This window comes from Halococcus saccharolyticus DSM 5350, from assembly GCF_000336915.1.
Taxonomy (GTDB): Archaea; Halobacteriota; Halobacteria; order Halobacteriales; family Halococcaceae; genus Halococcus; species Halococcus saccharolyticus.
On sequence record NZ_AOMD01000021.1, the window covers coordinates 172,962 to 194,787 of the forward strand.

Here is a 21,826-nt window from a genome sequence, read left to right on the forward strand (position 1 = left end):
TGCTGAATACCCAGACAATTAAACCACACGGTTCGGAGTCGGCGACGTTTAGTCAAGCGGTGCTGGTTGAGGAGACCATGCCAGGTAGGGACTGGAAGGGACGACACGACTGAGGACCGTGATTCGAGAGATGTCGGGGGCGTCTCTCATCATCTCGAGAGGGCTTCGCTCTCTCGAACGACAGCGAGTCCCGGACAGTCAGGGAGCGAAGCACCCTCGGGCCGTGCGAGCAGAACCTGAGTCGGCCAGGGGCTTTCGAGTCGGCCGCAGTCGCTGTCGCTACTTCAATACTCCCTGCTTATCTGAACACTACCGGGGAATCAGGAACTTTCGAGAGCCTCTACCATGGACTGACGATCGCTTCACGAGTTTGTCGCGTCCTCAGCGGCCACATCGAACGTTGTGAACAGGTGTCTCCGCTTTGCGGATCGTGGCGAGCTGCTCGTTATCGTCTCCAACTGGAACGGTCCTCTCTGACAGTATTCTCGGTCAGAAGTGCATAGCGGAGACCTGTCTCCGTACCGACTGCCGCGGTGATTTGATTATATATTCGACACGTCCTGACAACGTTGAGTGCAGCCGCACTATCTGACGCTCGCAATTGATCGTTCCACTCTATGTAACGAAACACATCACCTATTCGAGATGGATCGTGGACTCGCTGTAGCCCGTCGCGTTTACCGATAGTACGTGCACTGCCAAGAGTCCATGACCGCTGCGGCTGTCAGGATCCCTTTCCGAATCTGTGACTACGAGACCACCTTCGCAGGGATTTTCTCCGTGTGGGTCGCTCGGTCGACATGGCAAGCGACGACGGCACCACGATCGGCGTCTGGATCGGGTCGAACGACGATGTTCTCGACGAGTTCGACGATACACTCAACTGTGGTCCCGAGCACGCTGGCTCGCGCTCGGCAGCGGTCAAAGACGCGCTCGCACTTGCGACCGCTGTCGAGGCAACGCTCGACGACCTCGACTACGAGTTCGACTCGCCAGTCTCGAAGCGCCATTTCGTCACCCAGGCGATCCTGAACCAGGCCCAACGAGAATCCGAGTAATTCCCGATCCACGAGTGTTCGAACTACAACCCATAAACTATATGCTGCGATACGAACTCTTTGGGCTCAAAATGACAATTTTCGAATTGTTTCGTCCGGCGAAATCAGCACCGACCAACTGGATAAACGAGCGCGAATAGTCACAGATCCCCCTCGCAAGCACGGTTTCATCGTCGTGGGGGCGGCATCGCTCCCCGTTTTGATCTGGACGTAGCGATACGAGTCGGAACGAGCAACACGGGCCGCATTCCGCCCGTACATCCACGTCGAACCCGTACCGTAGATGATTCCATGTCTCAGTCGACACAGGCAGAGAGGCCCGATATTTCGGTCGATGCGGAGTGGAACCGACTCTATCTCGACGGTGAACACTCGCCGACCGGCCACGATTCGTTCGTGGTCGAAAACCCGGCGACACACGAACAGATCGCCACGGTACCGAAAGGAACCATCGACGATATCGACGAGGCTTACGAGACCGCCACAGCTGCTCAGGCGGAATGGGCGGAGCGGTCGCCCGGCGAACGCGCGGCCGTCGTCTCCCGTGCGGTAGAGGTACTTCGGGACAATCGCGAGAGTATCATCGAACTACTGGCCGTCGAGTCCGGGGCAGCGAAGATAAAGGGGGCGAGCGAGTTCGAGAGTGCCGTCGGCATCACACAGGAGGCAGCGAGCTTTCCGACGCGGATCTCCGGCGACCACCGCGCATCGAACATCGACGGCAAGCAGAACTTCGTCAAACGCGAGCCGGTCGGCGTCGTCGGGGTCATCTCGCCGTGGAACTTCCCGCTGCATCTCTCGATTCGGGCGGTCGCGCCGGCGCTTGCGGCCGGAAACGGCGTCGTTCTCAAGCCCGCATCCGACACGCCGATCACTGGCGGCTTACTCATCGCGCGCGTCTTCGAGGCGGCCGGGCTGCCCGATGGACTCCTCAACGTCGTTCCGGGGCGGGGGTCGGAGATCGGTGATCGGATGGCTGGCCATCCCGCCGCTGGCGTCGTTGCGTTCACCGGATCGACGGCCGTCGGCCGTCGGGTCGCAAAGCAGGCGGTCGATCACCTCGCGTATCCCGCGATGGAACTCGGTGGGAACGGTCCGCACGTCGTGCTGGAGGACGCTGACGTCGAGGAAGCGGTCGACGCTGGCGCGTTCGGCACGTTCCTCCATCAAGGACAGATCTGCATCTCGATCAACCGCCATCTCGTCCACGAGTCACGCTACGACGACTACGTCGACGCGCTCGCCGAGAAGGCGAACTCTCTCCCCGTCGGCGACCCCACGGTGAAAAACACGGTTATCGGGCCGATCATCAATGAGAGCCAGCGCGATCAGATGCTCGGCTACATCGAGGAGACGGTCGAGGCAGGTGCGACGCTCGAAACCGGCGGTGCGGCCGTCTCGCTCGACGATATCGAGGGCACGACACGGGCGGGGGAGCTCGACGCGGAGACCGCACTCGGCGATGCCACAGGACCGTTCGTACTTCCGACGGTGCTCTCGGGAGCGACGAACGAGATGGCAGCAGCGTGTAACGAGCACTTCGGACCGGTCGCACCGGTGATTCCGTTCGCCGACACCGACGACGCCGTCGAACTGGCGAATGACACCGAGTACGGGCTCGCCGCGTCGGTGTACGGAGACGACGTCGGTCGCGCCCAGCAGATCGCCGACCGAATCGACGCCGGAATGGTCCACGTCAACGATCAGCCGGTGAACGACGAGCCGCACGTTCCGTTCGGCGGTTACAAGGCCTCGGGTATCGGTCGATTCAACGGCGAATACGTGCTCGAAGAGGTCACTCGATCGAAGTGGATCTCCGTCCAGAACGAGCCCCGGGAGTATCCGTTCTAATACAGCCCCTGTCGAGGTGTGTTCGGGACGTAGCGTTCTCGAATCGACGGCTGCGAGCCGACAGCTACGAGCGATCGATACTGTTATTCGTTCTGTCCGAGCCGCGAGCGTATGGAAATCACGAACGTCGCGGCGGAGACGGTTTCGGTGCCGGTCGTCCCGCTCGACGACGGCGGACTCGCGCCGTATGTAACGAACCACGGCGAGGTCGAGTCGATGGAGCGGGTGCTCGTCCGCGTCGACACCGACGAGGGGATCTCCGGCTGGGGTGAGATGCGAGTGTTTCTCTCGCCCCGGACGACCGAAACGATCCTGGAGGACGGTATCGCGCCGTGGGTCGTCGGCCATTCGCCGTTCGAGACCGAGTCACTCCGTCGTCAGGTATTCATCGAGTACACGAACGTGGACATGTTCTTCGCGCCGATCGAGATCGCGTGCTGGGACATCGTCGGGAAGGTCCTCGATAAACCGATCGACGAGCTACTGGGCGGGCGGACCGCACCCGGTCTCACTGAACGGACGATCGATCCGAACAGGCAGGAAACGTCGCGGGTCGACGTCGCGTACTGTCTCGGCATCCTCCCGCCGGCGGAGTCGCGCGAACACGCGAGACACGCCCACGAGCAGGGGTACAGCGTGCTGAAAACGAAAGCAGGACGCGACTGGCGCGAGGATGTCGACCGGATCGTGGCGATGCACGACGAAGTCGACGGACGACTCGACTTCCGGCTCGATCCGAACCAGGGCTGGCGATTCGACGAGGCAGTCCGAGTGGCCGCGGCGCTCGAAGATGCGGGGGTTTACCTCCAGTACATGGAGCAGCCGATCCGGGTCGACGCCCACGGAACGCTCGCGCGGCTCCGCCAGCGAACGTCCCAACCGATCGGACCGAACGAGGACACCTACATCGCGCACAACCTCCGCGAGCTGATCGAGCGCGACGCGCTCGACGTCGCAGTGCTCGACATGACCCCCGCCGGCGGCATCGCGGCCGTCCGCCAGCTCGCCGGCATCGCCGAGGACGCCGGCGTCCCGGCCGCCCACCACTGTGCGTTCGACCTCGGAATCCGAACCGCTGCCGTTCTCCACGCCGTTTCGGGGATCCCGGGGTTCACCCTTCCGCCGGATACGGTCTACTACGCGTGGGAGGACGACGTACTGACCGAGCGGCTCGCCGTCGAGGACGGATCGATCGCCGTCCCGGACGGTCCGGGACTGGGTGTCGAAATCGATCCGGCGAAAGTCGAGGAATACCGAGTCGACCACGACTGAACCGAGCAGCGCTCGACACACGCAACCGAGGAGTATCGAGCGGACCGTCATCGTTCCGTAGATCCTGTCCACCGACAACGTGATCATATCCCCCCGTATCGGTACCCACACCATGTCCGATACAATTGGATCGCATCCGGCGTCGTGGGCGGGGAAACCGTACCGGGAAATCGAAGAACTCGCCACGAGCGACGGATCCGTGTTGGTCGTCCCAGTTGGAAGTATCGAACAGCACGGTCATCACCTGCCCGTCGCGACCGATACGATCCTGGCCGATGCGGTAGCGAAGGCCGGTGCGGAGCACGCCGACGATTCGGTTCCGGTGCTCCTCACGCCGCCGGTCTGGGCGGGCTACTCGCCACATCACCGCTCGTTCGGCGGCACGATCACCCGCGAGCACGGGTCGCTCCGCGAGACGCTCGAAGAGATCGCCGATGCGGCGCTCGACAACGGATTCGACGCGCTGTTGTTGCTGAACGGCCACGGCGGGAACGCCTCGCTGATCGACAGCGCCGTGAGCACGATCGGCGTCGACCAGCCCGATAGCGAGGTGCTCGGACTCACGTACTTCGAACTGGCGGAGCCGTTCATCGACGAGATCCGCGAGAGCGAGATCGGGGGGATGGCCCACGCCGGCGAGTTCGAGACGTCGCTCATGCTGCATCTCCGCCCCGAACTGGTACACGACGACCGCGAGGGGACGTATCAGGAGGAACCGTACGATCGGAGCCAGCAGGACCTCTTCGTCGGCGGACCGCTCTCGGTGTACCGGCCGTTCGAGGACTACTCGCCGTCCGGTGCGATCGGCGATCCGACGCTCGCGACCGCCGAGAAGGGCGCACGGATCCACGACCGACTCGGCGACGCAATGGGTGATCTGCTGGAACGAATCCACGAGGAAAACCGCTGATCAGCGCTTTGGGATCGTATAGGAGCCTGTTGGACGAGTGTTCACCTCTGCCAGTGGGTTGAGCGAGACAGCGAGGGTGATGACGGTATCAGGGCCGTTCCGCCGCGGTCAGAGCTCGCCGAGTTCCTGCTGTTTTCGCATCAAGTAGAGGAAGTACGGACCGCCGATCAGGCCGGTGACGATCCCGACAGGGATCTGGACCGGGTTGAGCGCGAGTCGCGCCCCGACATCGGCGGCGACCATGAGCGCGGGGCCGGCGAACACGCAGCCAACGACGAGACGCTTGTAGTCGCTGCCGACGATGTTCCGAACGACGTGCGGGACGATCAGGCCGACGAAGCCGACGATCCCCGCGACCGCGATGCTCGCCGACGCCGCGAGGATCGCGACGCCCGAGAGCGCGAAGCGGACCTTCTCGACGCTCATTCCCAGCGACTTCGCGGTCCGTTCGCCGAGCAGGAGGACGTTGAGCTGGCGTGCGCCAGCAAGCGCGAGGAACATCGCCACCACCGACCACGGCAGCGCCATCCGGACCTGCGCCCAGTCAGTGCCCGTGAGCGAACCGGTGGTCCACGCGATCGCCTCCTGGACCACGCCGATGTCGTCGGCGAAGAAAAAGAGCGCCGTCTGGAGCGAGCCGAACATCGTCGAGACGATCACGCCCGCGAGCACCAGCCGCACCGGCGAGGTCCCGCCCTTCCACGCGATGGCGTAGACGAGTAGGAACGCGATCGCCCCGCCGAGCGACGCGATCAACGGCAGAAACGCCGACAGTCCGCTGAACACGACGAGCGTGAGCAGGATCATCAGCCCCGCACCCGACGAGACGCCGAGAATGAACGGGCTCGCGAGCTCGTTGCGGGTGACTGCCTGGAAGATCGCGCCAGAAACCGCGAGATTCATCCCGACGAGAACAGCCACGAGCACCCGCGGCAGACGGATGTTCCAGACGATCAGGCTCCGTCGCCCCATCTCGGGCACCTCGCCGCCGAGCAGGAACGCCTCCAGCGCTGCCGGGTTCAGGATGACGTCGGGGTTGAAGACGGCCCCCCACGCCTGTGCGATCGTCATCGAGTACGCGCCGAAGCTGACCTGGACGAGCCCGGCGACGACGACGATTCCGATACTGCCGAGGACGAGCGAGGCGAGCGAGCTATCGATCCATCCGAGCCACCCCTGCTCGTCCGCCGTCTTGTCGTCCTGGCTGGTGATCTCGGTCATGCGGACCAGCGATCACCCGATTTGCCCGAGCGCGGTGTAGCGCCACCGAAATCGACACACGGACGCTCGTCGTTTGTCATACGATTTAGGCTGCCCTAATCGGATATAACGCCTTCGGGTTTCGACTGCCGCCGGAACCGATGGTAGCGTGTCGATCGAAGATCCAGCAGAACTAATCGCATCGTGTGACAGCATGCAGCCGAACCGACTCGTACGGTCCTGGAGGTATCGATTCGATCCGAACAGTCGTCGATTTGGAGGAACTACGCCGGGAGGAGCTACGGCGTCCACTGTCCGCTGCCGCGGTCGTCTGAGTCGCTCTCCGATTCCGGCCCGGCCGGCGGCCGTGGCGGCACGCGGTATTCGAGGCCGGCCTCTTTCATCAGCCGGCGACAGCTCGGTTCGGAGTACTCGACGCCGAACGCGTCGCGGACGAACCGGCCGACGAGCGCCGGCGTCCACGCCGGCTCGTCGTAGCCGACTTCGGTGGGAGATCCGTGGAGCGCAGCCTCGAACTCGTCGCGCTGCTCCGTGGTGAGCTTTCGCGGTCGGCCGGAGCGTGGCGCGTCGACGACGGCCTGATCAAGCGGCCCGTCGTCGAGGCGCTTGAGCCAGCTGTAGATCGTCCGTCGCTGGACGCCGTACCACTCGGCGAGTTCGGTCTGGGTGATCCCGTTCTTGTACGCGATCGCCGCGAGGAGGCGCTGGGCCGGCTTCGCGTCGTTCACCTCGTCGAGCGCTTTCTGCAGTTCTTCGATCGAGATATCGTCGAGGTGGTCCATCGATCTCGTCTTCAGGCCCCGGGTAGAAAATTCTGACGACAGGATTTCGATGATGCAGGTTGGGGGTCGGTAGTACACGGGGAGCAGACGCTGGACGATCTCGTCGGTTCGACCGCTCTTCGCGAAAACGTCGACGGCTGCCGATGTATCCACGGACCGATGGTGAATGAGATGGGACCGACTTGGTACTCGGTCAGTCAGGCGCGTTTGAACCCGAGGAAGAAACCACCGACGAACCCTGCTCCGACGGGCAGTGTCGTACCGAGCGCCGTGAGCCACGGCGGGACCGTCTGGAGACTCTGCTGGACGCCCGCAAGCACGTGGTCGAGTGCCGCCCATTGGACGTCGAGCACGCCTTGATGGTCGAGATACGTGAACACCGCCAGCTGTATCCCGACGATCGCGACGGCGATCTTGGCCAGCTTCTTCGCGGCGAACCCGGTGACACCGCCCGCGAGCGCGCTCCCGCCGAACGCCGTGCCGAGATTGCCGAGCGCGGTTTCGAACCCCATCACGTGTCTTCGTCCTCTCCGTCGTGGCGGGGGTACTTATAATCCGTCGTTCGGTAGGGTGCGGTGCGACCATCGGAAACGATTCGATCGATTCGGGCTGCTGCGTCAGAGATGGCGGCGGATTCAGACGAAACCGACAGTGGTTGGTGCCCGGATCGACAACTGTGGATACCGTGAATTTGGCTCCACTTCGTCGTATCGCGGAGTCGTATCGATCGATCCCTATCGTCTACCGCATCGCCGCCGGGTTCGTCCTCGGCGCGATCGTCGGACTGGTCGTCGGCGAACCGGCGACGCGACTTCAACCGCTCGGTGATCTCTTCCTCTCGCTGCTCAACATGCTCGTCGTCCCGCTGGTCGTCTTCACGCTGCTCGCCGGCATGGAGCGCCTCTCGCCCGCTCGGCTCGGTCGCGTCGGTGGGACTGTCGTGGGTCTCTACATGGTGACGACCGCGATCGCCGCGACTATCGGCCTCGCGGTCGCGAACCTGCTCCAACCGGGGGCCGGCCAGGAGTTCGTCCCCGGCAAGGCCGAGTCAGCGAGCGCGCCCTCGATCGCTGAAGTCCTTCTGGGGATCGTCCCCGACAACCCGATCGGGGCGATGGCTGAGGGCGATCTCCTCTCGATCATCTTCTTCGTCGTGGTGTTCGGGCTCGGCCTCGCGTGGGTTCGGGATCGAACCGACGACGAGCGGGTGCGAGCGGGGAGCGAGACGTTCTTCGAGTTCGTCGACGCCGGCACCGAGGCGCTGTTCGCGATCGTCTGGGGCGTGATGGAGTACGGCGTCCTCGGCGTGTTCGCGCTGACCGCAGCGTCGCTCGCGACCAACGGGATCGCGGGCATCGTCTCGCTCGCGTCGCTGGTCGGCGTGGTCGCGCTCGGGATCGCGATCCACATCGGCGTGACCTACCTCGGACTCATCACCGCAGGGCTGCTCGGCCAATCGCCGATCGCGTTCCTCTCCGGTGCGAAGGACGCGATGGTGACCGCGTTCTCGATTCGGTCGTCGAGCGGCACGCTTCCGGTGACTATTGCCGACGCTCGCGACAACCTCGCGGTCGACGAGTCGGTGTATGGATTCTCCCTCCCGCTGGGAGCCACGATCAACATGGACGGCGCGGCGATCCGTCAGGCCGTCACGGCGGTCTTCGCGGCCAACGTCGTCGGCGTTCCGCTCGGACTCGGTGAGCAGGTGACGGTCCTCGCAACCGTCGTCCTCGTCAGTATCGGCACCGCGGGCGTCCCCGGCGCGGGGCTCATCATGCTCACGATCATCCTCAACGCGCTGGGGCTTCCACTGACTGTCGTGGGCTTCGTCGCCGCCGTCGACCCGATCCTCGGCCGGATCGCCACGATGAACAACGTGACCGGCGACCTCGCGGTGACGGCACTCGCGGCGAAGTACAACGACGCCATCGATTTCTCCGACGGAGTCTGGGCCGACAGTCGGTCGACGCTCGATTCGGCAACTCCCAGCACGAACGACTGAGACGACGCTCAGGATTTCCCCTCGACCACGAGCGTGGCTGAGACGCAAACCGTTTGTCCGCAGTCGTCCTCTCACCGAGTAGTGACCGACGCGAACGACGACTCGCCGGATGAGAACGAGACAGAGTCCGAATCGACGGTGCGGGACGTCGACACCGAACCAACGGAGGACCATCCCGAGCCGGCGATGACGGCCGAGCGATTCAGAGCGACGCTCGAAGACCTCGGTCGGCCCGTCGCGACGGCCGGGGAAGTAGCGCGGACGCTCGACTGGACGCACGCCGAGGCGAGCGACGCGCTCGACGAACTGGCCGGAACGGGTGGGATCGAGCGCACGGACGTGACCGACGATCCCGTGGTCTGGTATCCGGCCGAGTTCGCCGCGTTCGTCGATCGCGAGCACGTCGTCGTCTTTCCGGAGCGTCGGGAGATCGTGGTCGAACATCCCGAACAGTTCACCCGCGCTCAGCTTACCCAGTTCGCCCACCTCGTCGACTCGTCGGGGGAGGGCGCGTACATCTACGAAATCCGCGAGGAGGATGTCTGGTGGTCGCCACAGGACCACCTCGACGAGTTCATCGGCACGATCCGCGACGTGCTTCCAGAGCGTGCGCCCGACCTCGAAGAGTGGATCACGAGCCAGTGGGATCGCGCCAGACAGTTCGCACTGACAACCCATCCCGACGGGTACACCGTGCTCGAAGCCGCGAACCCGTCGCTGATGGGCAACATCGCCCGTCAGCAGCTCGACGACGAGCACCTCCACGCGCCGATCACCGACACCGAGAGCTGGGTGGTCGAAGGAAGTGAAAGCGAGATCAAGCGAACGCTCTACGACGCGGGCTACCCCGTCCAGGACCAACGCGATCTCGAACGTGGTGCGGAACTCGACGTCGAGCTCGGGCTCGAACTTCGAGAGTATCAACGCGAGTGGGTCGAGCAGTTCCTCGATTCGGGTGCGGGCGTGCTGGTCGGGCCACCGGGCAGCGGGAAGACGATCGCCGCACTCGCCACGCTCGCTGAGGTCGGTGGCGAAACCCTCGTGCTCGCACCGAGTCGCGAACTCGCCGGCCAGTGGCGCGACCAACTCCTCGCCCACACCGATCTCGATCCGGACCAGATCGGCGAGTACCACGGGGGCGAAAAATCGATCCGGCCGGTGACGATCGCCACGTACCGAACGGCCGGGATGGATCGCCATCGCAAACTCTTCGACGAGCGCCGGTGGGGACTGATCGTCTACGACGAAGTACATCACATCCCAAGCAAAGTGTTTCGCCGGAGTGCGGATCTCCAGGCCAAACACCGGCTCGGGTTGTCCGCGACGCCAGTCCGCGAGGACAACAAAGAATCAGAAATATTTACTCTTATTGGCCCACCGATCGGCACCGACTGGGCGAAGCTGTTCGAAGCGGGGTTCGTCGCCGAGCCCGAGGTCGAACTCCGGTACGTACCGTGGGGAAGCGAGATCGACCGCGAGGAGTACGCGAGCGCCGAAGGTCACGAACGTCGGCAGGTCGCTGGGACGAACTCAGCAAAACTCGACGCCATCCGTTCCTTACTCGACGATCACGCCGATGCGAAAGCGCTGGTGTTCGTCGAGTGGCTCGACCAGGGCCGCGAGTACGCGGAAGCGCTCGGCATTCCCTTCATCAGCGGTGAAACCCGCCACGCCGAGCGCGAGCGGCTGTTCGACGAGTTTCGGCGTGGCGAACGAACGCGACTGATCGTCTCGCGGGTCGGCGACGAGGGGATCGACCTGCCGAACGCCGAGGTCGCCATTATGGCCTCCGGGCTGGGTGGATCGCGCCGCCAAGCCTCCCAGCGTGCCGGTCGGACGATGCGGCCGGCGGGGAATTCTCGGGTATACGTACTCGCGACCCGAGGCACCCGCGAGGAGGACTTCGTTCGCCAGCAGCTCCGTCACCTCGCCGGCAAAGGGGTCCGACTGTCCGAGGCCGAAATCGACGACCCGACCGATCCGTAGCGATCGCCACCTGACCGAGGACAGGCGCGGACAAACGCAGGATCTCACCACTATCTTGACCCGAGATAACGTGCAGTCAGTTATGATCTATTTTGACTGCTGTGAACCGATTAGTGTTCCCGTTTCGTTCGATTGCGCCTGTTTCGGGCGTCGACATCCCGAACCTACTGCCGTCGAACCGCGTGATTCGTATCCAACGTTGTAACGATCCTACCCCTGTTATGCAGCGGACGCCGCACCGGCGTATCGTCGTCCGACTGCGGACGGCAGAAAGGGCCGGACCGTGATGTCGATTTCGCGCAAGGCGCGCTGTCGGATTTTCCGAGCGGTTCGATATCGCACTGTGGAACGTTTCATCGTCGATCTCGCTCGTCACGGAGCCTTCGCCGACCCCGGCAACCGAACTCGTCCGCCGACTGTGTTCGATGAGCGTCGCTCGGTCTTCTGGAGGGTGCTCTGCGCCGTTCGAGACGACTCCACCGAGTTCTCAGTCGGCGCTGGATATTCATGTTCTTTGTTCACGCTCACCGTTCCGGAGGACGGGAATCACGGCCTTTCGGACGGATTCGATCCCGAGTGCTGCTGAGTGGGATTTTCGCGGTTTCTACGTCCGTTCGATCGATGTCGGAGTAGAGGCCAACGAATAATTCCGGCGACGGCTCGGAATCGGTGGTTCGATCGCTTTGTTCTTCATCACGGAACGCTATGTGACGGCCGAATTCGAGCCAAAGTGGAGACCTGCTGGTTTTCGTCGCTCGTATCGGTAGTGTCGTCAGTCCCGCAATGCGGTACATTTAGGTAGATAGTGGGAAATAACCTCATGCATGGCAACGGATGATGAAACGATCGGCGCGGTCGGACGGACACTCGACGTCTTGGAGTTCCTTCGCGAACACGGGGCGGCGACGCTGTCTACCGTTGCGACCGAACTCGACGTGAGCAAGAGTACGGCCCACCGACACCTCCGGACGCTTGAAGGGCGGGAATACGTGGTCGAGCACGACGATGGGTTCCACCTCGGGCTTCGATTCCTCGACCTCGGCGAGTTTACCCGGCGGTGTCGGCCCGAATATCGTCTCGCGAAGGAGAAGGTGGTCGAGCTCGCCGACGAGGTCGACGAACGAGTTCAGTTCATGGTCGAGGAACACGGGCGAGCCGTCTACGTCCACCAGCACTCGGGTCGCCACGCGGTCGAGGCCAACACCCACCCCGGAAAGCGCGTCCCGATCCACGCGAGTGCGGCCGGGCTCGCGATCCTCTCGGAGCTTCCATCGGCGGCCATCGATCGGATCACAGACCGCCATGGGCTCTCAGCCGTCACCCCGAAGACGCTCTCGACGCGCGAGGCGCTGGAGCGAGAACTTCAGGCGACCTGTGATCGGGGGTACAGCATCAACGATCAGGGAATCATCGAAGGGCTCCGTGCTGTCGGTGCGCCGGTGACGGGACCCGAGGGAGGAGTGATCGGCGGGCTGAGTATCTCCGGCCCCCTACACCGGATGGAGGGCGAGCGGCTCGAAGAGCGGATTCCTTCACTCCTGCTCGGTGCGACCAACGAACTCGAACTCAACATCGCCTACCAGTGACCGGGGACGACGCTGCACGAGCCACGGCACGGATTTTTATAGGAGGGGTGAGAACCGGGAGAGTGTATGCTAGACGGGTACGAGATGCACGACCTGACCCAGCCGTGGTGTGAGCACACGCCGGCGTGGCCGACCTACGACAACCCCAAGATCTGGTACGAAAAAAGCCTCGACACCGAGAAAGTCAACGGCCAGAAGATCGAGTTCATGAATCACACAGGAACTCATCTCGACGGCGAGAAACACTTCGACGCGAGCGGCCGGGACATCGAGAGTATGCCGCTCGACGAACTTGTCGGCGAGGCGGTCGTCGCCGATATCTCCGACGAAGTCGGGGATTACGACGTCTACACAAGCGACATGATCAAAGACGTCGTCGACGTTCGAGAGGGTGACATCCTCTTCATCCACACCGGGTACCAACAGCACGCGTGGCACCGCGAGGACGCCGACCCACACAAGTTCTTCTGCAAGCACCCCGGCCCGAACGCGGAGTTCGCCGAGTGGTGCGCGGAGAAGGGACTCAACTACCTGATCCTCGACTGCGGGAGCGCCGACCATCCGATGAACACCGTCGTCCGGGACGTCCGCCCCGAACTCGCCGACGAGGCTGCCGACCACCTCGGCGTCGACGACCTCGACGAGATCTTTCCGCCGGAGGGGTATCAACTGATGCACACCGAGCTGTTCCCCGAGGGGATCGTTCACGTCGAGAACGCCCAGGTTCCTGAAGAACTTCTGAACGAACGAGTGCAGATCGGGACATTCCCGTGGCGGTTCCGTGGCGGCGAGTCGAGCGTCTGTCGGTGCGTCGCGTTCACCGAGGCCTGAGCGGTTTCCCGCTGCCTCGTCCGCGGACGACGGGTGCCGGCGGGCAACGCTTTTCACACCGCGGCGCGCCGAGTACTTGCATGGACGCTTCCGGGTACGTACTGGAGGGTGTGTCCGTGCTCGACCTGTCGACGTTCGTGACCGGTGGGTTCTGCTCGCTGATGCTCGCAAACCAGGGTGCGGACGTAGTGAAGATCGAACGGCCCGGTGCCGGCGACGACATCCGTCACTCCGGACCGCCCTTTATCGACGGCGAATCACCGTACTACTGGACGGTCAACTACGACAAACGGAGCATCGAACTCGACCTGAAATCCGATGCGGGCCGTGAGGCGTTGTACGATCTCGCGCGCGAGGCCGACGTCTTCATCCAGAACTACCGCCCCGGAACCGCCGAACGGCTCGGCGTCGACTACGACCGGATCGCGGCCGAAAACGACGAGATCGTTTACTGTGCCATCTCGGCGTTCGGCCAGACCGGCCCGTGGCGGCAGCGACCAGGCTACGATCTGCTCGTCCAGGGGCTGAGCGGGATCATGGACGTCACCGGCGCTCCCGACGGTCGGCCCGCGAAGGTCGGCCTGCCCATGACCGACCTCATCACGGGGATGTGGGCCGCGTTCGGGATCGTCACCGCGCTCTACCGCCGTTCGGCTACCGGTGAAGGGGAGTACATCGACCTCGGGATGCTCGACGCGACCCTGCCGTGGCTCACCAAACAGGCTGGGAGGGTGTTCGCGGGCGAAGAGCCCCAGCGGATGGGGACCAAGGATCCGGTGTTGGCACCGTATCAGACCTTTCGAACTGCCGACGGCCACATCAACGTCGCCTGCCTCAACGGGAAACTCTGGCGAGCGTTCTGCGGAGCGATCGACCGCGAGAACCTCGCCGACGCCGAGCGGTTCGCGACCAACGCCGACCGAGTCGAATCGATGGACGAACTCGAAGCCGAGATCGAGCGCACACTGACGAACCGGCCGACCGACGAGTGGCTGGATCGGTTCGTCGATGCCGGGATTCCCGCAGCCCCGGTCCAGGGCGTCGAGGACGCGCTCTACAACGAACAGACCGCCGAACGCGACGTCGTGGATACAGTCACGAGGGACGATGACGACGAAGTGCCCGTCATCGAACACCCACTCAACTTCCGCCACGCGACGAGCGGCTTCCGGTCGCCGCCGCCACGTCTCGGCGAGCACACCCGCGAAGTCCTCCGGGAGGCGGGCTACGAGGAGTCGACTATCGACCGACTGTTCGAGCGCGGCGTCGTCGGCAGCGAGACCGACACGTCGGGATGAGTCGGCACCGCCGCCCGTCCACCGTCATCGCCTCCGCCGACGGCTCCGATCGCCCATCCGAACCACCGGAAGAGGAAGGGAACTGCTACCGCGGAAAGCTTTAACACGATATCGACCCTCACGCACGTCATGGTCGATCATGAGTGCTGATACACCCGGAGACGCCGCGGGTCGACCGACGCGAGAGGTCTCGCTCACGGTGAACGGCGAGACGGTCGAAGCCGAAGTCGAGCCCCGGCTGAAGCTCTCGGATTTCCTCCGGAACCACTGTGGCCTCCGCGGGGTCCGGGTCGGCTGCGAGCACGGCGTCTGCGGGGCGTGCACGGTGAGTCTCGACGGCGACATCGTGAAGAGCTGTCTCGTCTACGCGGTCCAGGCCAACGGTCGCGAGGTCGGGACCGTCGAAGGGCTCGCCGAGAGCGGCGAACTCGGTCCCGTGCAGCGGGCGTTTCACGAGGAACACGCGCTCCAGTGTGGGTTCTGTACGAGCGGATTCGTGATGGCGACTCACGATCTCCTCGAACGAAACCCAGACCCGTCCGACGAAGAGATCAGAAAGGGACTCGCGGACAATATCTGTCGGTGTACGGGCTACCAGAACATCTACAAGGCAATTCATCGGGCCGCCGACGAGATGGACACGGAACCGACCGACGCGACGGACACCAGTGCGGAGGAGAACTGATGTCGGGAGCCGAAACCGGTCCCGAGTCCGCTCCGGAGCCGGATGCCGACGCGAGTGCGGACGAGCGCTCGGAGTCGTTTACCGGGTCGGGACTCGAACGCGTCGAGGACCACCGTATCCTTACCGGCGAGGCCGAATACATTCACGATATCGCGCCAGAGGGCTGTCTCCACATGGCGCTACTGCGGACGACCCACCCCCATGCCGAAATCGAATCGATCGACACGAGCGCCGCCGAGGACCATCCCGATTGCGAACTCGTGCTGATCGGCGCGGATCTCCAAGAAGAATACCATCCGATGCCCTGCGGTCTCCCCGGGTTCGAGGAGTGGTCGCTCGCGGTCGACCGGGTGCGGTTCGTCGGTGAACCCGTCGCGGCGGTCGTCGCCACCGATCGGTACGTCGCCGAGGACGTGGTTGACTCAATCGGTGTCGAGTACGAAACCCTCGATCCCGTGGTCGATCCCCGTGACGCGCTTGACGACGAGACGATCATCCACGAGGACGTGGGCACCAACGTCCCCGACGGTGAGGAGTTCGTCTTCGGCGACGTCGACGATGCCTTCGCCGACGCCGACCGCGTGATCGAACGTGAATACTCGTGGGGCCGGATCTCGGGCGTCCCCCTCGAAACCGGCGGCGTCGTCGCGGAGTACGACACCGAGAACGATTCGTTCGCCATCGACTGCAACATCCAGCTCCACACGCTGGTCGACGACACGGTGTACGAGACGCTCGGCTACCCTCCCGAACGCGTCTCGCTCGACGTCCCCGCCGACGTCGGCGGGAGTTTCGGGACGAAGATCGCGATCCATCGGTACTGCTGTCTCGCGGCGATGGCGAGCCAGCAGCTCGACGGCACCCCCGTGAAGTTCGTCGAGGATCGCGTCGAGAATCTTCAGGGCGGGGACATGCACTCCACTCAGCGCGAGTACGAGGTCCGGCTCGCGGTCGACGACGACGGTACGATCCAGGGTCTCGATACGTGGTTCGTCGACGACTTCGGCGCGTGGCCGCACTACCCCGTGAATCAGGCACTCAAACCCCTCTCGGTACTCACCGACGCCTACGACATTTCTCATGTCCGGTACGACTACGATCTCGTGCTGACAAACAAGACCTCACAGACCGCGTATCGGGGATTCGGCGTCCCGCCACACCTCTACGCCATCGAGATGATCGTCGACGAGGCGGCCCGCGAGCTCGATCTCGACCCTGCCGAACTCCGCCGGATGAACTTCGTCACGCCCGAGCAGATGCCTCACGAGATCCCCTCGCACAACATCTACGACTCGGGGGATTATCCGGCGGCGCTCGATCATCTTCGGGACCGCGTGGAGGAACGAGAGGCCATCGACGGCGGTCTCCTCGATCCGGACACGATCGAGGAACGCCGGGAGGAGGGCCTGTATCGTGGGGTGAGCTACACCCTCCACATCGAGCCGGGCGTGAGCGGCTCGGACTGGACCGACCGCCAGCGCTCCGACCGCGACGCCCTCGCGGAGCGCGACCGCGAGGACGTCGCCGAACTCCCCGAGCACCTCCGGGCCGAGATCACTCGCGAGGGGACCGTACGCGCGTTCCTCGCGACCGACTCGTCGGGCCAGGGCCACCAGACCATCGTGACCCAGCTCCTCGCCGACGAGCTCGAAGTCCTCCCGAGCGCGATCGAGGTCGAGTACCTCGACAGCGTGGCTGCGCCCACCGAGTACGGCAGCGCTGCCTCTCGGATGGCGGTGATGCTCTCGGGGGCGGCCCAGGGACTCGGCGCGACGATGAAGGAGAACCTCGAAACCCTCGCCGCCGAGGAGTGGGGCGTCGACGAGGACGCAGTTCAGTACCGCGACGGGGTGGTCGAGCGCCGCGACGGCGACAGCATCTTGGAACTCGCGGATCTCGCGGAGGTCGACGCTACTGGCGGGCGCGGCAGCGACCGGTTGACGCGGGCGAGCTACGATTACGAGCACCCGGCGGCGGTCTTATCGAAGTTCGACGAGGCGCTCGCAGGCAAGTTTCCCGTGTATCCGACCGCGGCGTTCGCGGTCAACGCGCCGATCGTCGAGGTCGATACCCGGACTGGTGAGGTCGAGATCCTGAAATTCTACACGCTCCGTGACTGCGGGACCCAATTGAACCCCGTCATCGTCGAGGGTCAGGCCCACGGCGGCATCGCCCAGGGCATCGGGGCCGCCCTAATGGAGGAGTTCGGCTACGACGAGTCGGGTCAGCCCCAGGCAGTCACGTTCTTCGATTATCTCTCACCCTCGATTTCGGACGTGCCGGAGATCGACATGGACCACTCCGAAACCCCATCACCGTTCACCGCGACCGGCGCGAAGGGCACGGGCGAGGGCGGGATGATCGACGCGCCGGCGAGCATCGCGTCGTCGATCAACCGGGCGCTCGAACCGCTCGGTGTCGTCGTCGACCGGATCCCCGCGACGCCGAACCGGGTTCACGACTGGGTCCGCGACGAGCAGTCGAGTAGCGAGCCGACGACCGCCGAATCCGAGGACGCCACGGGCGCGGAGACCGACGGCGGTGAGCGCGCCGGAGGCGCGCGATCCTCGCCAGACCTCCGGTCTGGCGGCGATGAGCAGGCCGAAGGCCTGCGAACGTTGGAAGACGAGTGAAACGAGTCTTCCGGAAGTGAGTGCGAGCGAAACGAGACCGACGGTGGCGTTTCCGACGAAGCTTCGCGCTGAGAACGAGACGGTTGCCGGCACCGATTCGCCTGTCTTCACGCCTCACGAGTCAGTTTTCGAGCGTGGCTTCGGCCTCGGGTTTGGCTTCGAGCTGCGATTCGGCAGGAACGCCTTCGTCGGCTTTCGCTTCGAGATCCTCGAAAAAGTTGTTCACGATCCGGGCGGCAACGCTGCCGAGCGCGCGCTGACCCATGCTGGCGATGAGTCCGGCGACGTTCGTGCGGGCCTCCCACGTGGCGGTCGTCCCGTCGTCGTCCTCGATGAGGCGCATTTCGGTGACGGCCTCGAAGGAGTTCCGGCTCGCGTCGCCACCGACCTCCATCTCGAGGATTTCGGGCGCATCAGCCCGCGTAACGGTCATGTCGACGTCGAACGTCGGCTTGACGCTGCCGACGCCGACCGTGATCGTCGCCGACAGCTCGCCAGGCGACTCCATCGTGATCTCGTCACAGCCTGGCGCACAGTCGGCGAGGATCGCGGGATCGGTGAAGTAGTTCCAGAGCTCGTCGCGGGGGTGATCGGACGTGAACTCGCCGTCGAATTCCATCATGGTGTTGTGGTATCCGTAATGCCCGTGGTATCCGTGGTGTCGACCGCACGTTCGTACGCTGTTTCGAGCGAGCGCCGGGTGTACTCGCCGGCCAACTTCTCCTTGTACGCCGCGTCGGCGTGCATCTCCTCGCCCGGTTCGGCGGCCTCACTCGCGGCCTCGGCGGCCGACGCGAGCGTCGTCTCGGCGAAGGATTCGCCCTCGACGGCCGCCTCGGCATCCTCGACCCGGAGCGGCACGTCGGCGGCGTTTGCGAGCGCGAGTCGTGCCTCGTCGACGGCGGGCGCGTCCGCGTCGGGGTCGTCGACCCGGACGGCCGCGGCTGCGCTGATCGTCGGCCACGTCTGGGCCGCGGGCTTCTGTTCGAGGAAGGCCATTCCAGTCCGGTCGATGGGGAACGGCTCCCGATCGACCGAGACGCCGGTGATCAACTCGTCCTCGGCGAGGTCGGTGAACATATACGCGATGAAGTACTCCGACGCCGCCACGGTGCGCTCCCCGTCGGTCGAGGCGACGTGAAGGTCGCCGTCGAGCGCGGTGAGGACGGTCGGATAGTTCCCCGCGGGGTCGGCTTCGCCGATGCTCCCGCCGATCGTCCCGAGGTTGCGGACGCTCGGTCCCGCGATCTGCTCGGCAGCCGCCGGGAACATCGGCAGCGCGTCGGCGAGAGCGGTCGAGGTCTCGATGGTACGGTGGCTCGTTAGCGCGCCGATCTCGACTCGTTCGGTGGAGACGTCGACGTAATCGAGGTCGTCGAGCCCATTGATGTCGACGATATGCTCCGGCGTGGCGAGCCGGTTCGCCATCACGATGCCGAGCGACTGATTGCCCGCCATCAGCTCGGCGTCGTGTTCGTACTCGGCGAGGAGGTCGGTCGCCTCCGTCACCGACGTCGGCTGGTGGTACTGAAACGCAGCCGGTTTCATCCGTCGTCACCGCCCGCCGGCGACCGATCCACTTCGAGTCGGTTGTTCGTGTGTCTCATACGAACACGGTTTTCCCGTAGCCCCACCGTGGGTATAAGTGTTGCCGTGAAATCCATTCAGGACAGGTCCGCTCAGCCGTTTCGGACCGGTAGCTCGATTCGTGTCGGGTGGGCGGCGCTGTGGTGGACGGTGTTCGTCGTGACTTGGTACTCGCGGTCGTCGTAGAGCGGGCCGCCGGTGTTGTGATTGACGTCGAACCGGGGGAAGTTCGACGAGGAGATGTCGAGCCGGATTCGGTGGCCCGCTTCGAAGACGTTCGCGGTCGGGTACGGCTCCATCGCGAACTCGTAGACCTCGCCAGGTTCGACGAAGTCGGGTTCGTCGCGGTAGCCCCGGTACCGTGCCCGACAGATCGAGTCCGCGAGGTTTAGCGCGAACCCGTTCGGGAACGCTTCACTGGGTGGGTACTCCTCGATCAGTTTCGCCGTGAAGTCGGTGTCGGGAGCGTCGGTCTCGGCGTGAACCCGAACCCGGATCGGGCCGACGATCTCGAGAGTCTCGTCGAGCGGCGGCGTGCGGAAGACGAGCACGTCGTCGCGGTGTTCCAGCGGGCCGTACGGCGGCTCCGTGGCGAAGGTGTCCTCGCGGGTGCGCTGGTCGAACCCGCCGCGACCGGTGATGTCGTGGAGATTGCGCTCGGCGAGCGGGTACTCGATCAAATTCTCCTCACGAGGTTCGTAGGTGATGTACGACGAGCAGTTGCCACCGAGAGTGGGAACCGGGTCGCGGGGATCGAACTCGTAGCTCGTCGCGCCGCCCTCGGGGTCGGGTTCCGCGGTCGCGAGCGTCCCATCACCGTGGGCGTAGTAGGTGGTGTGCTCGACATCGCTCGGGGGCCACTCGTCGGCCGTCGACCACTCCCCGCCGTGGAACAGTCGCCCGTCGGTGGTCCGGCCGCCGTCGCCGGTCCCCATCCGGAAGAACTCCACTGTGGCCTGGTCGCTCCAGGAGTCCTCGCCCTTGAGGTAGTGATCGAAGAATCGGAGGCGGGTTTTCTGGTAATTCCGAAGCGCGGCCTCGCCGAAGGCGAGTTCCCCCGAATATGGTTTGTTCCACGACGGCAGTGGATATCCGTTCCAGCCGTGGGTCCACGGCCCCATCAGGAGAAACTGATCCGCGTCCTTCAGATCGGCGAGTGCCGCGAAGTTGTCGCAGGTCGCCTTCGTGTAGGAGTCGTACCACGCGCCCGCGTACACCGTGGGCACGTCGGCCATCCCGTCGTAGTGGCGCTCGAAGTCGATGCCTGGCGACTGCCAGAGTTCGTCGCTCGCCGCCCCCTGGGTCATGATGTCGAACGCCCACTCCTCGTAGTTCGGGATGTGCCGGAGCGGGGACTGACCCCGGTGGATCGGTCCGTCGGCGAGCACGTCCCGGACGTCGACGTTCGCGAGGAGCGCCTGGACGTCGGAATCCTCCAGCGCGCGCTTCGCGAACCCGCCGCCGAGGGTGAGCGCCCAGCACAGCCAGCGGAGTTCGAACGCGCCGTTGTGGCGAAAGGTGGCCTCTCGGCCGTTCGCCGCCCCCTGGTTCACGAACATCGCTTCGAGATGGGGTGGGTCCTGGGTCGCGAGCGCGCTCTGGACCCACGCCCCGTAGGAGGTGCCGATCGTGCCGACCTGGCCGTCACAGTACGATCGGTCGGCGAGCCACTCGACGGTGTCGTATCCATCCTCCGGCTCGTTCACGAAGATGTAGTACTCGCCCTCGCTGTCGAACCGGCCGCGACAGTCCTGGATCGCGACGACGTAGCCGCGCTTGGCGTACCATTCACCGTGGCGCTCCATCCGTCCCCGCTTGCCGTACGGCGTCCGGTCGAGCAGCGCCGGTTTCGAGTCGTCGATCGGCTCGCCAGTCGTCGGATCCGCCGGCCGATAGATGTCGGTCGCGAGTTCGATCCCGTCGCGGGTCTCGACGGGAACGTTCAGTTCGGCGGCGACGCCGTACTCCGGTTGACTACCCATACAGACTCCCTCTCACAATGGTACCAAGTAACTTGCGTCCGGTCCGGTGCGCCGTCGCCACCGAAGAACCAACGACGAGACGACGGACGACGATCGAGAGTCCGGATTGCGTTCCTCCCGGTAGTCGTGACGACAACCCATA

16 protein-coding genes and 1 pseudogene are annotated in these 21,826 nt (G+C 64.5%); 11 read left to right on the top strand and 6 right to left on the bottom strand.

Going from position 1 to position 21,826, the window contains the following annotated elements; genetic code table 11:
- Window positions 1–800 precede the first annotated feature (800 nt).
- From C449_RS09090 to C449_RS09105, 4 genes are all read left to right on the top strand, one after another.
- Window positions 801–1,058 (top strand): hypothetical protein, encoded by a 258-nt coding sequence (locus tag C449_RS09090; RefSeq protein ID WP_006077701.1) that lies wholly within the window; start codon window positions 801–803, stop codon window positions 1,056–1,058.
- Between the two features lie 291 nt (window positions 1,059–1,349).
- Entirely contained in the window at window positions 1,350–2,909 is a 1,560-nt protein-coding gene (locus tag C449_RS09095) for an aldehyde dehydrogenase family protein (RefSeq protein WP_006077702.1), read from the top strand.
- A gap of 111 nt (window positions 2,910–3,020) precedes the next feature.
- Entirely contained in the window at window positions 3,021–4,181 is a 1,161-nt protein-coding gene (locus C449_RS09100; RefSeq protein ID WP_006077703.1) for a mandelate racemase/muconate lactonizing enzyme family protein, read from the top strand.
- A gap of 112 nt (window positions 4,182–4,293) precedes the next feature.
- Complete coding sequence (locus C449_RS09105; protein WP_006077704.1) at window positions 4,294–5,091, top strand: creatininase family protein; 798 nt, start codon at window positions 4,294–4,296, stop codon at window positions 5,089–5,091.
- Window positions 5,092–5,199: 108 nt separating this feature from the next.
- On the opposite strand, the gene C449_RS09110 is transcribed toward C449_RS09105, so the two are convergent.
- The 3 genes and pseudogenes from C449_RS09110 to C449_RS09120 form a co-directional block, all read right to left on the bottom strand.
- Entirely contained in the window at window positions 5,200–6,312 is a 1,113-nt protein-coding gene (locus tag C449_RS09110) for a FecCD family ABC transporter permease (RefSeq protein WP_006077705.1), read from the bottom strand.
- Between the two features lie 302 nt (window positions 6,313–6,614).
- Window positions 6,615–7,094: pseudogene (locus C449_RS09115) on the bottom strand (helix-turn-helix domain-containing protein); the annotation flags it as partial.
- Window positions 7,095–7,291: 197 nt separating this feature from the next.
- Window positions 7,292–7,606 (bottom strand): FUN14 domain-containing protein, encoded by a 315-nt coding sequence (locus C449_RS09120; protein WP_006077707.1) that lies wholly within the window; start codon window positions 7,604–7,606, stop codon window positions 7,292–7,294.
- 164 nt (window positions 7,607–7,770) lie between these two features.
- On the opposite strand from C449_RS09120, the gene C449_RS09125 reads away from it, so the two are divergent.
- The 7 genes from C449_RS09125 to C449_RS09160 all read left to right on the top strand — a co-directional run bounded on the left by C449_RS09125 (window position 7,771) and on the right by C449_RS09160 (window position 18,115).
- Complete coding sequence (locus C449_RS09125) at window positions 7,771–9,096, top strand: dicarboxylate/amino acid:cation symporter (RefSeq protein WP_006077708.1); 1,326 nt, start codon at window positions 7,771–7,773, stop codon at window positions 9,094–9,096.
- Between the two features lie 186 nt (window positions 9,097–9,282).
- A complete protein-coding gene (locus C449_RS09130) occupies window positions 9,283–11,082 on the top strand; it encodes a DEAD/DEAH box helicase (RefSeq protein ID WP_049914032.1) in 1,800 nt (599 codons plus the stop codon).
- Window positions 11,083–11,906: 824 nt separating this feature from the next.
- Entirely contained in the window at window positions 11,907–12,668 is a 762-nt protein-coding gene (locus C449_RS09140; RefSeq protein WP_006077711.1) for an IclR family transcriptional regulator, read from the top strand.
- Between the two features lie 66 nt (window positions 12,669–12,734).
- Window positions 12,735–13,499: a cyclase family protein gene (locus C449_RS09145; RefSeq protein ID WP_006077712.1), complete on the top strand. Its 765-nt coding sequence runs from the start codon at window positions 12,735–12,737 to the stop codon at window positions 13,497–13,499.
- Between the two features lie 80 nt (window positions 13,500–13,579).
- Window positions 13,580–14,797: a CaiB/BaiF CoA transferase family protein gene (locus tag C449_RS09150; protein ID WP_006077713.1), complete on the top strand. Its 1,218-nt coding sequence runs from the start codon at window positions 13,580–13,582 to the stop codon at window positions 14,795–14,797.
- A 139-nt stretch (window positions 14,798–14,936) separates the two neighbouring features.
- Window positions 14,937–15,482 (top strand): (2Fe-2S)-binding protein, encoded by a 546-nt coding sequence (locus C449_RS09155; protein ID WP_006077715.1) that lies wholly within the window; start codon window positions 14,937–14,939, stop codon window positions 15,480–15,482.
- Complete coding sequence (locus C449_RS09160; protein WP_006077716.1) at window positions 15,482–18,115, top strand: xanthine dehydrogenase family protein molybdopterin-binding subunit; 2,634 nt, start codon at window positions 15,482–15,484, stop codon at window positions 18,113–18,115. Before C449_RS09155 ends, C449_RS09160 begins: the two co-directional genes overlap by 1 nt.
- A 121-nt stretch (window positions 18,116–18,236) precedes the next feature.
- Here C449_RS09160 and C449_RS09165 read toward each other — a convergent pair whose 3' ends face one another.
- The 3 genes from C449_RS09165 to C449_RS09175 all read right to left on the bottom strand — a co-directional run bounded on the left by C449_RS09165 (window position 18,237) and on the right by C449_RS09175 (window position 21,684).
- Window positions 18,237–18,737 (bottom strand): CoxG family protein, encoded by a 501-nt coding sequence (locus tag C449_RS09165; protein WP_080504917.1) that lies wholly within the window; start codon window positions 18,735–18,737, stop codon window positions 18,237–18,239.
- A complete protein-coding gene (locus C449_RS09170; protein WP_006077718.1) occupies window positions 18,734–19,663 on the bottom strand; it encodes an FAD binding domain-containing protein in 930 nt (309 codons plus the stop codon). Before C449_RS09170 ends, C449_RS09165 begins: the two co-directional genes overlap by 4 nt.
- A 131-nt stretch (window positions 19,664–19,794) precedes the next feature.
- On the bottom strand, window positions 19,795–21,684 hold the full coding sequence (locus C449_RS09175) for a CocE/NonD family hydrolase (RefSeq protein ID WP_006077719.1): 1,890 nt from the start codon (window positions 21,682–21,684) through the stop codon (window positions 19,795–19,797).
- Between the last annotated feature and the right edge of the window lie 142 nt (window positions 21,685–21,826).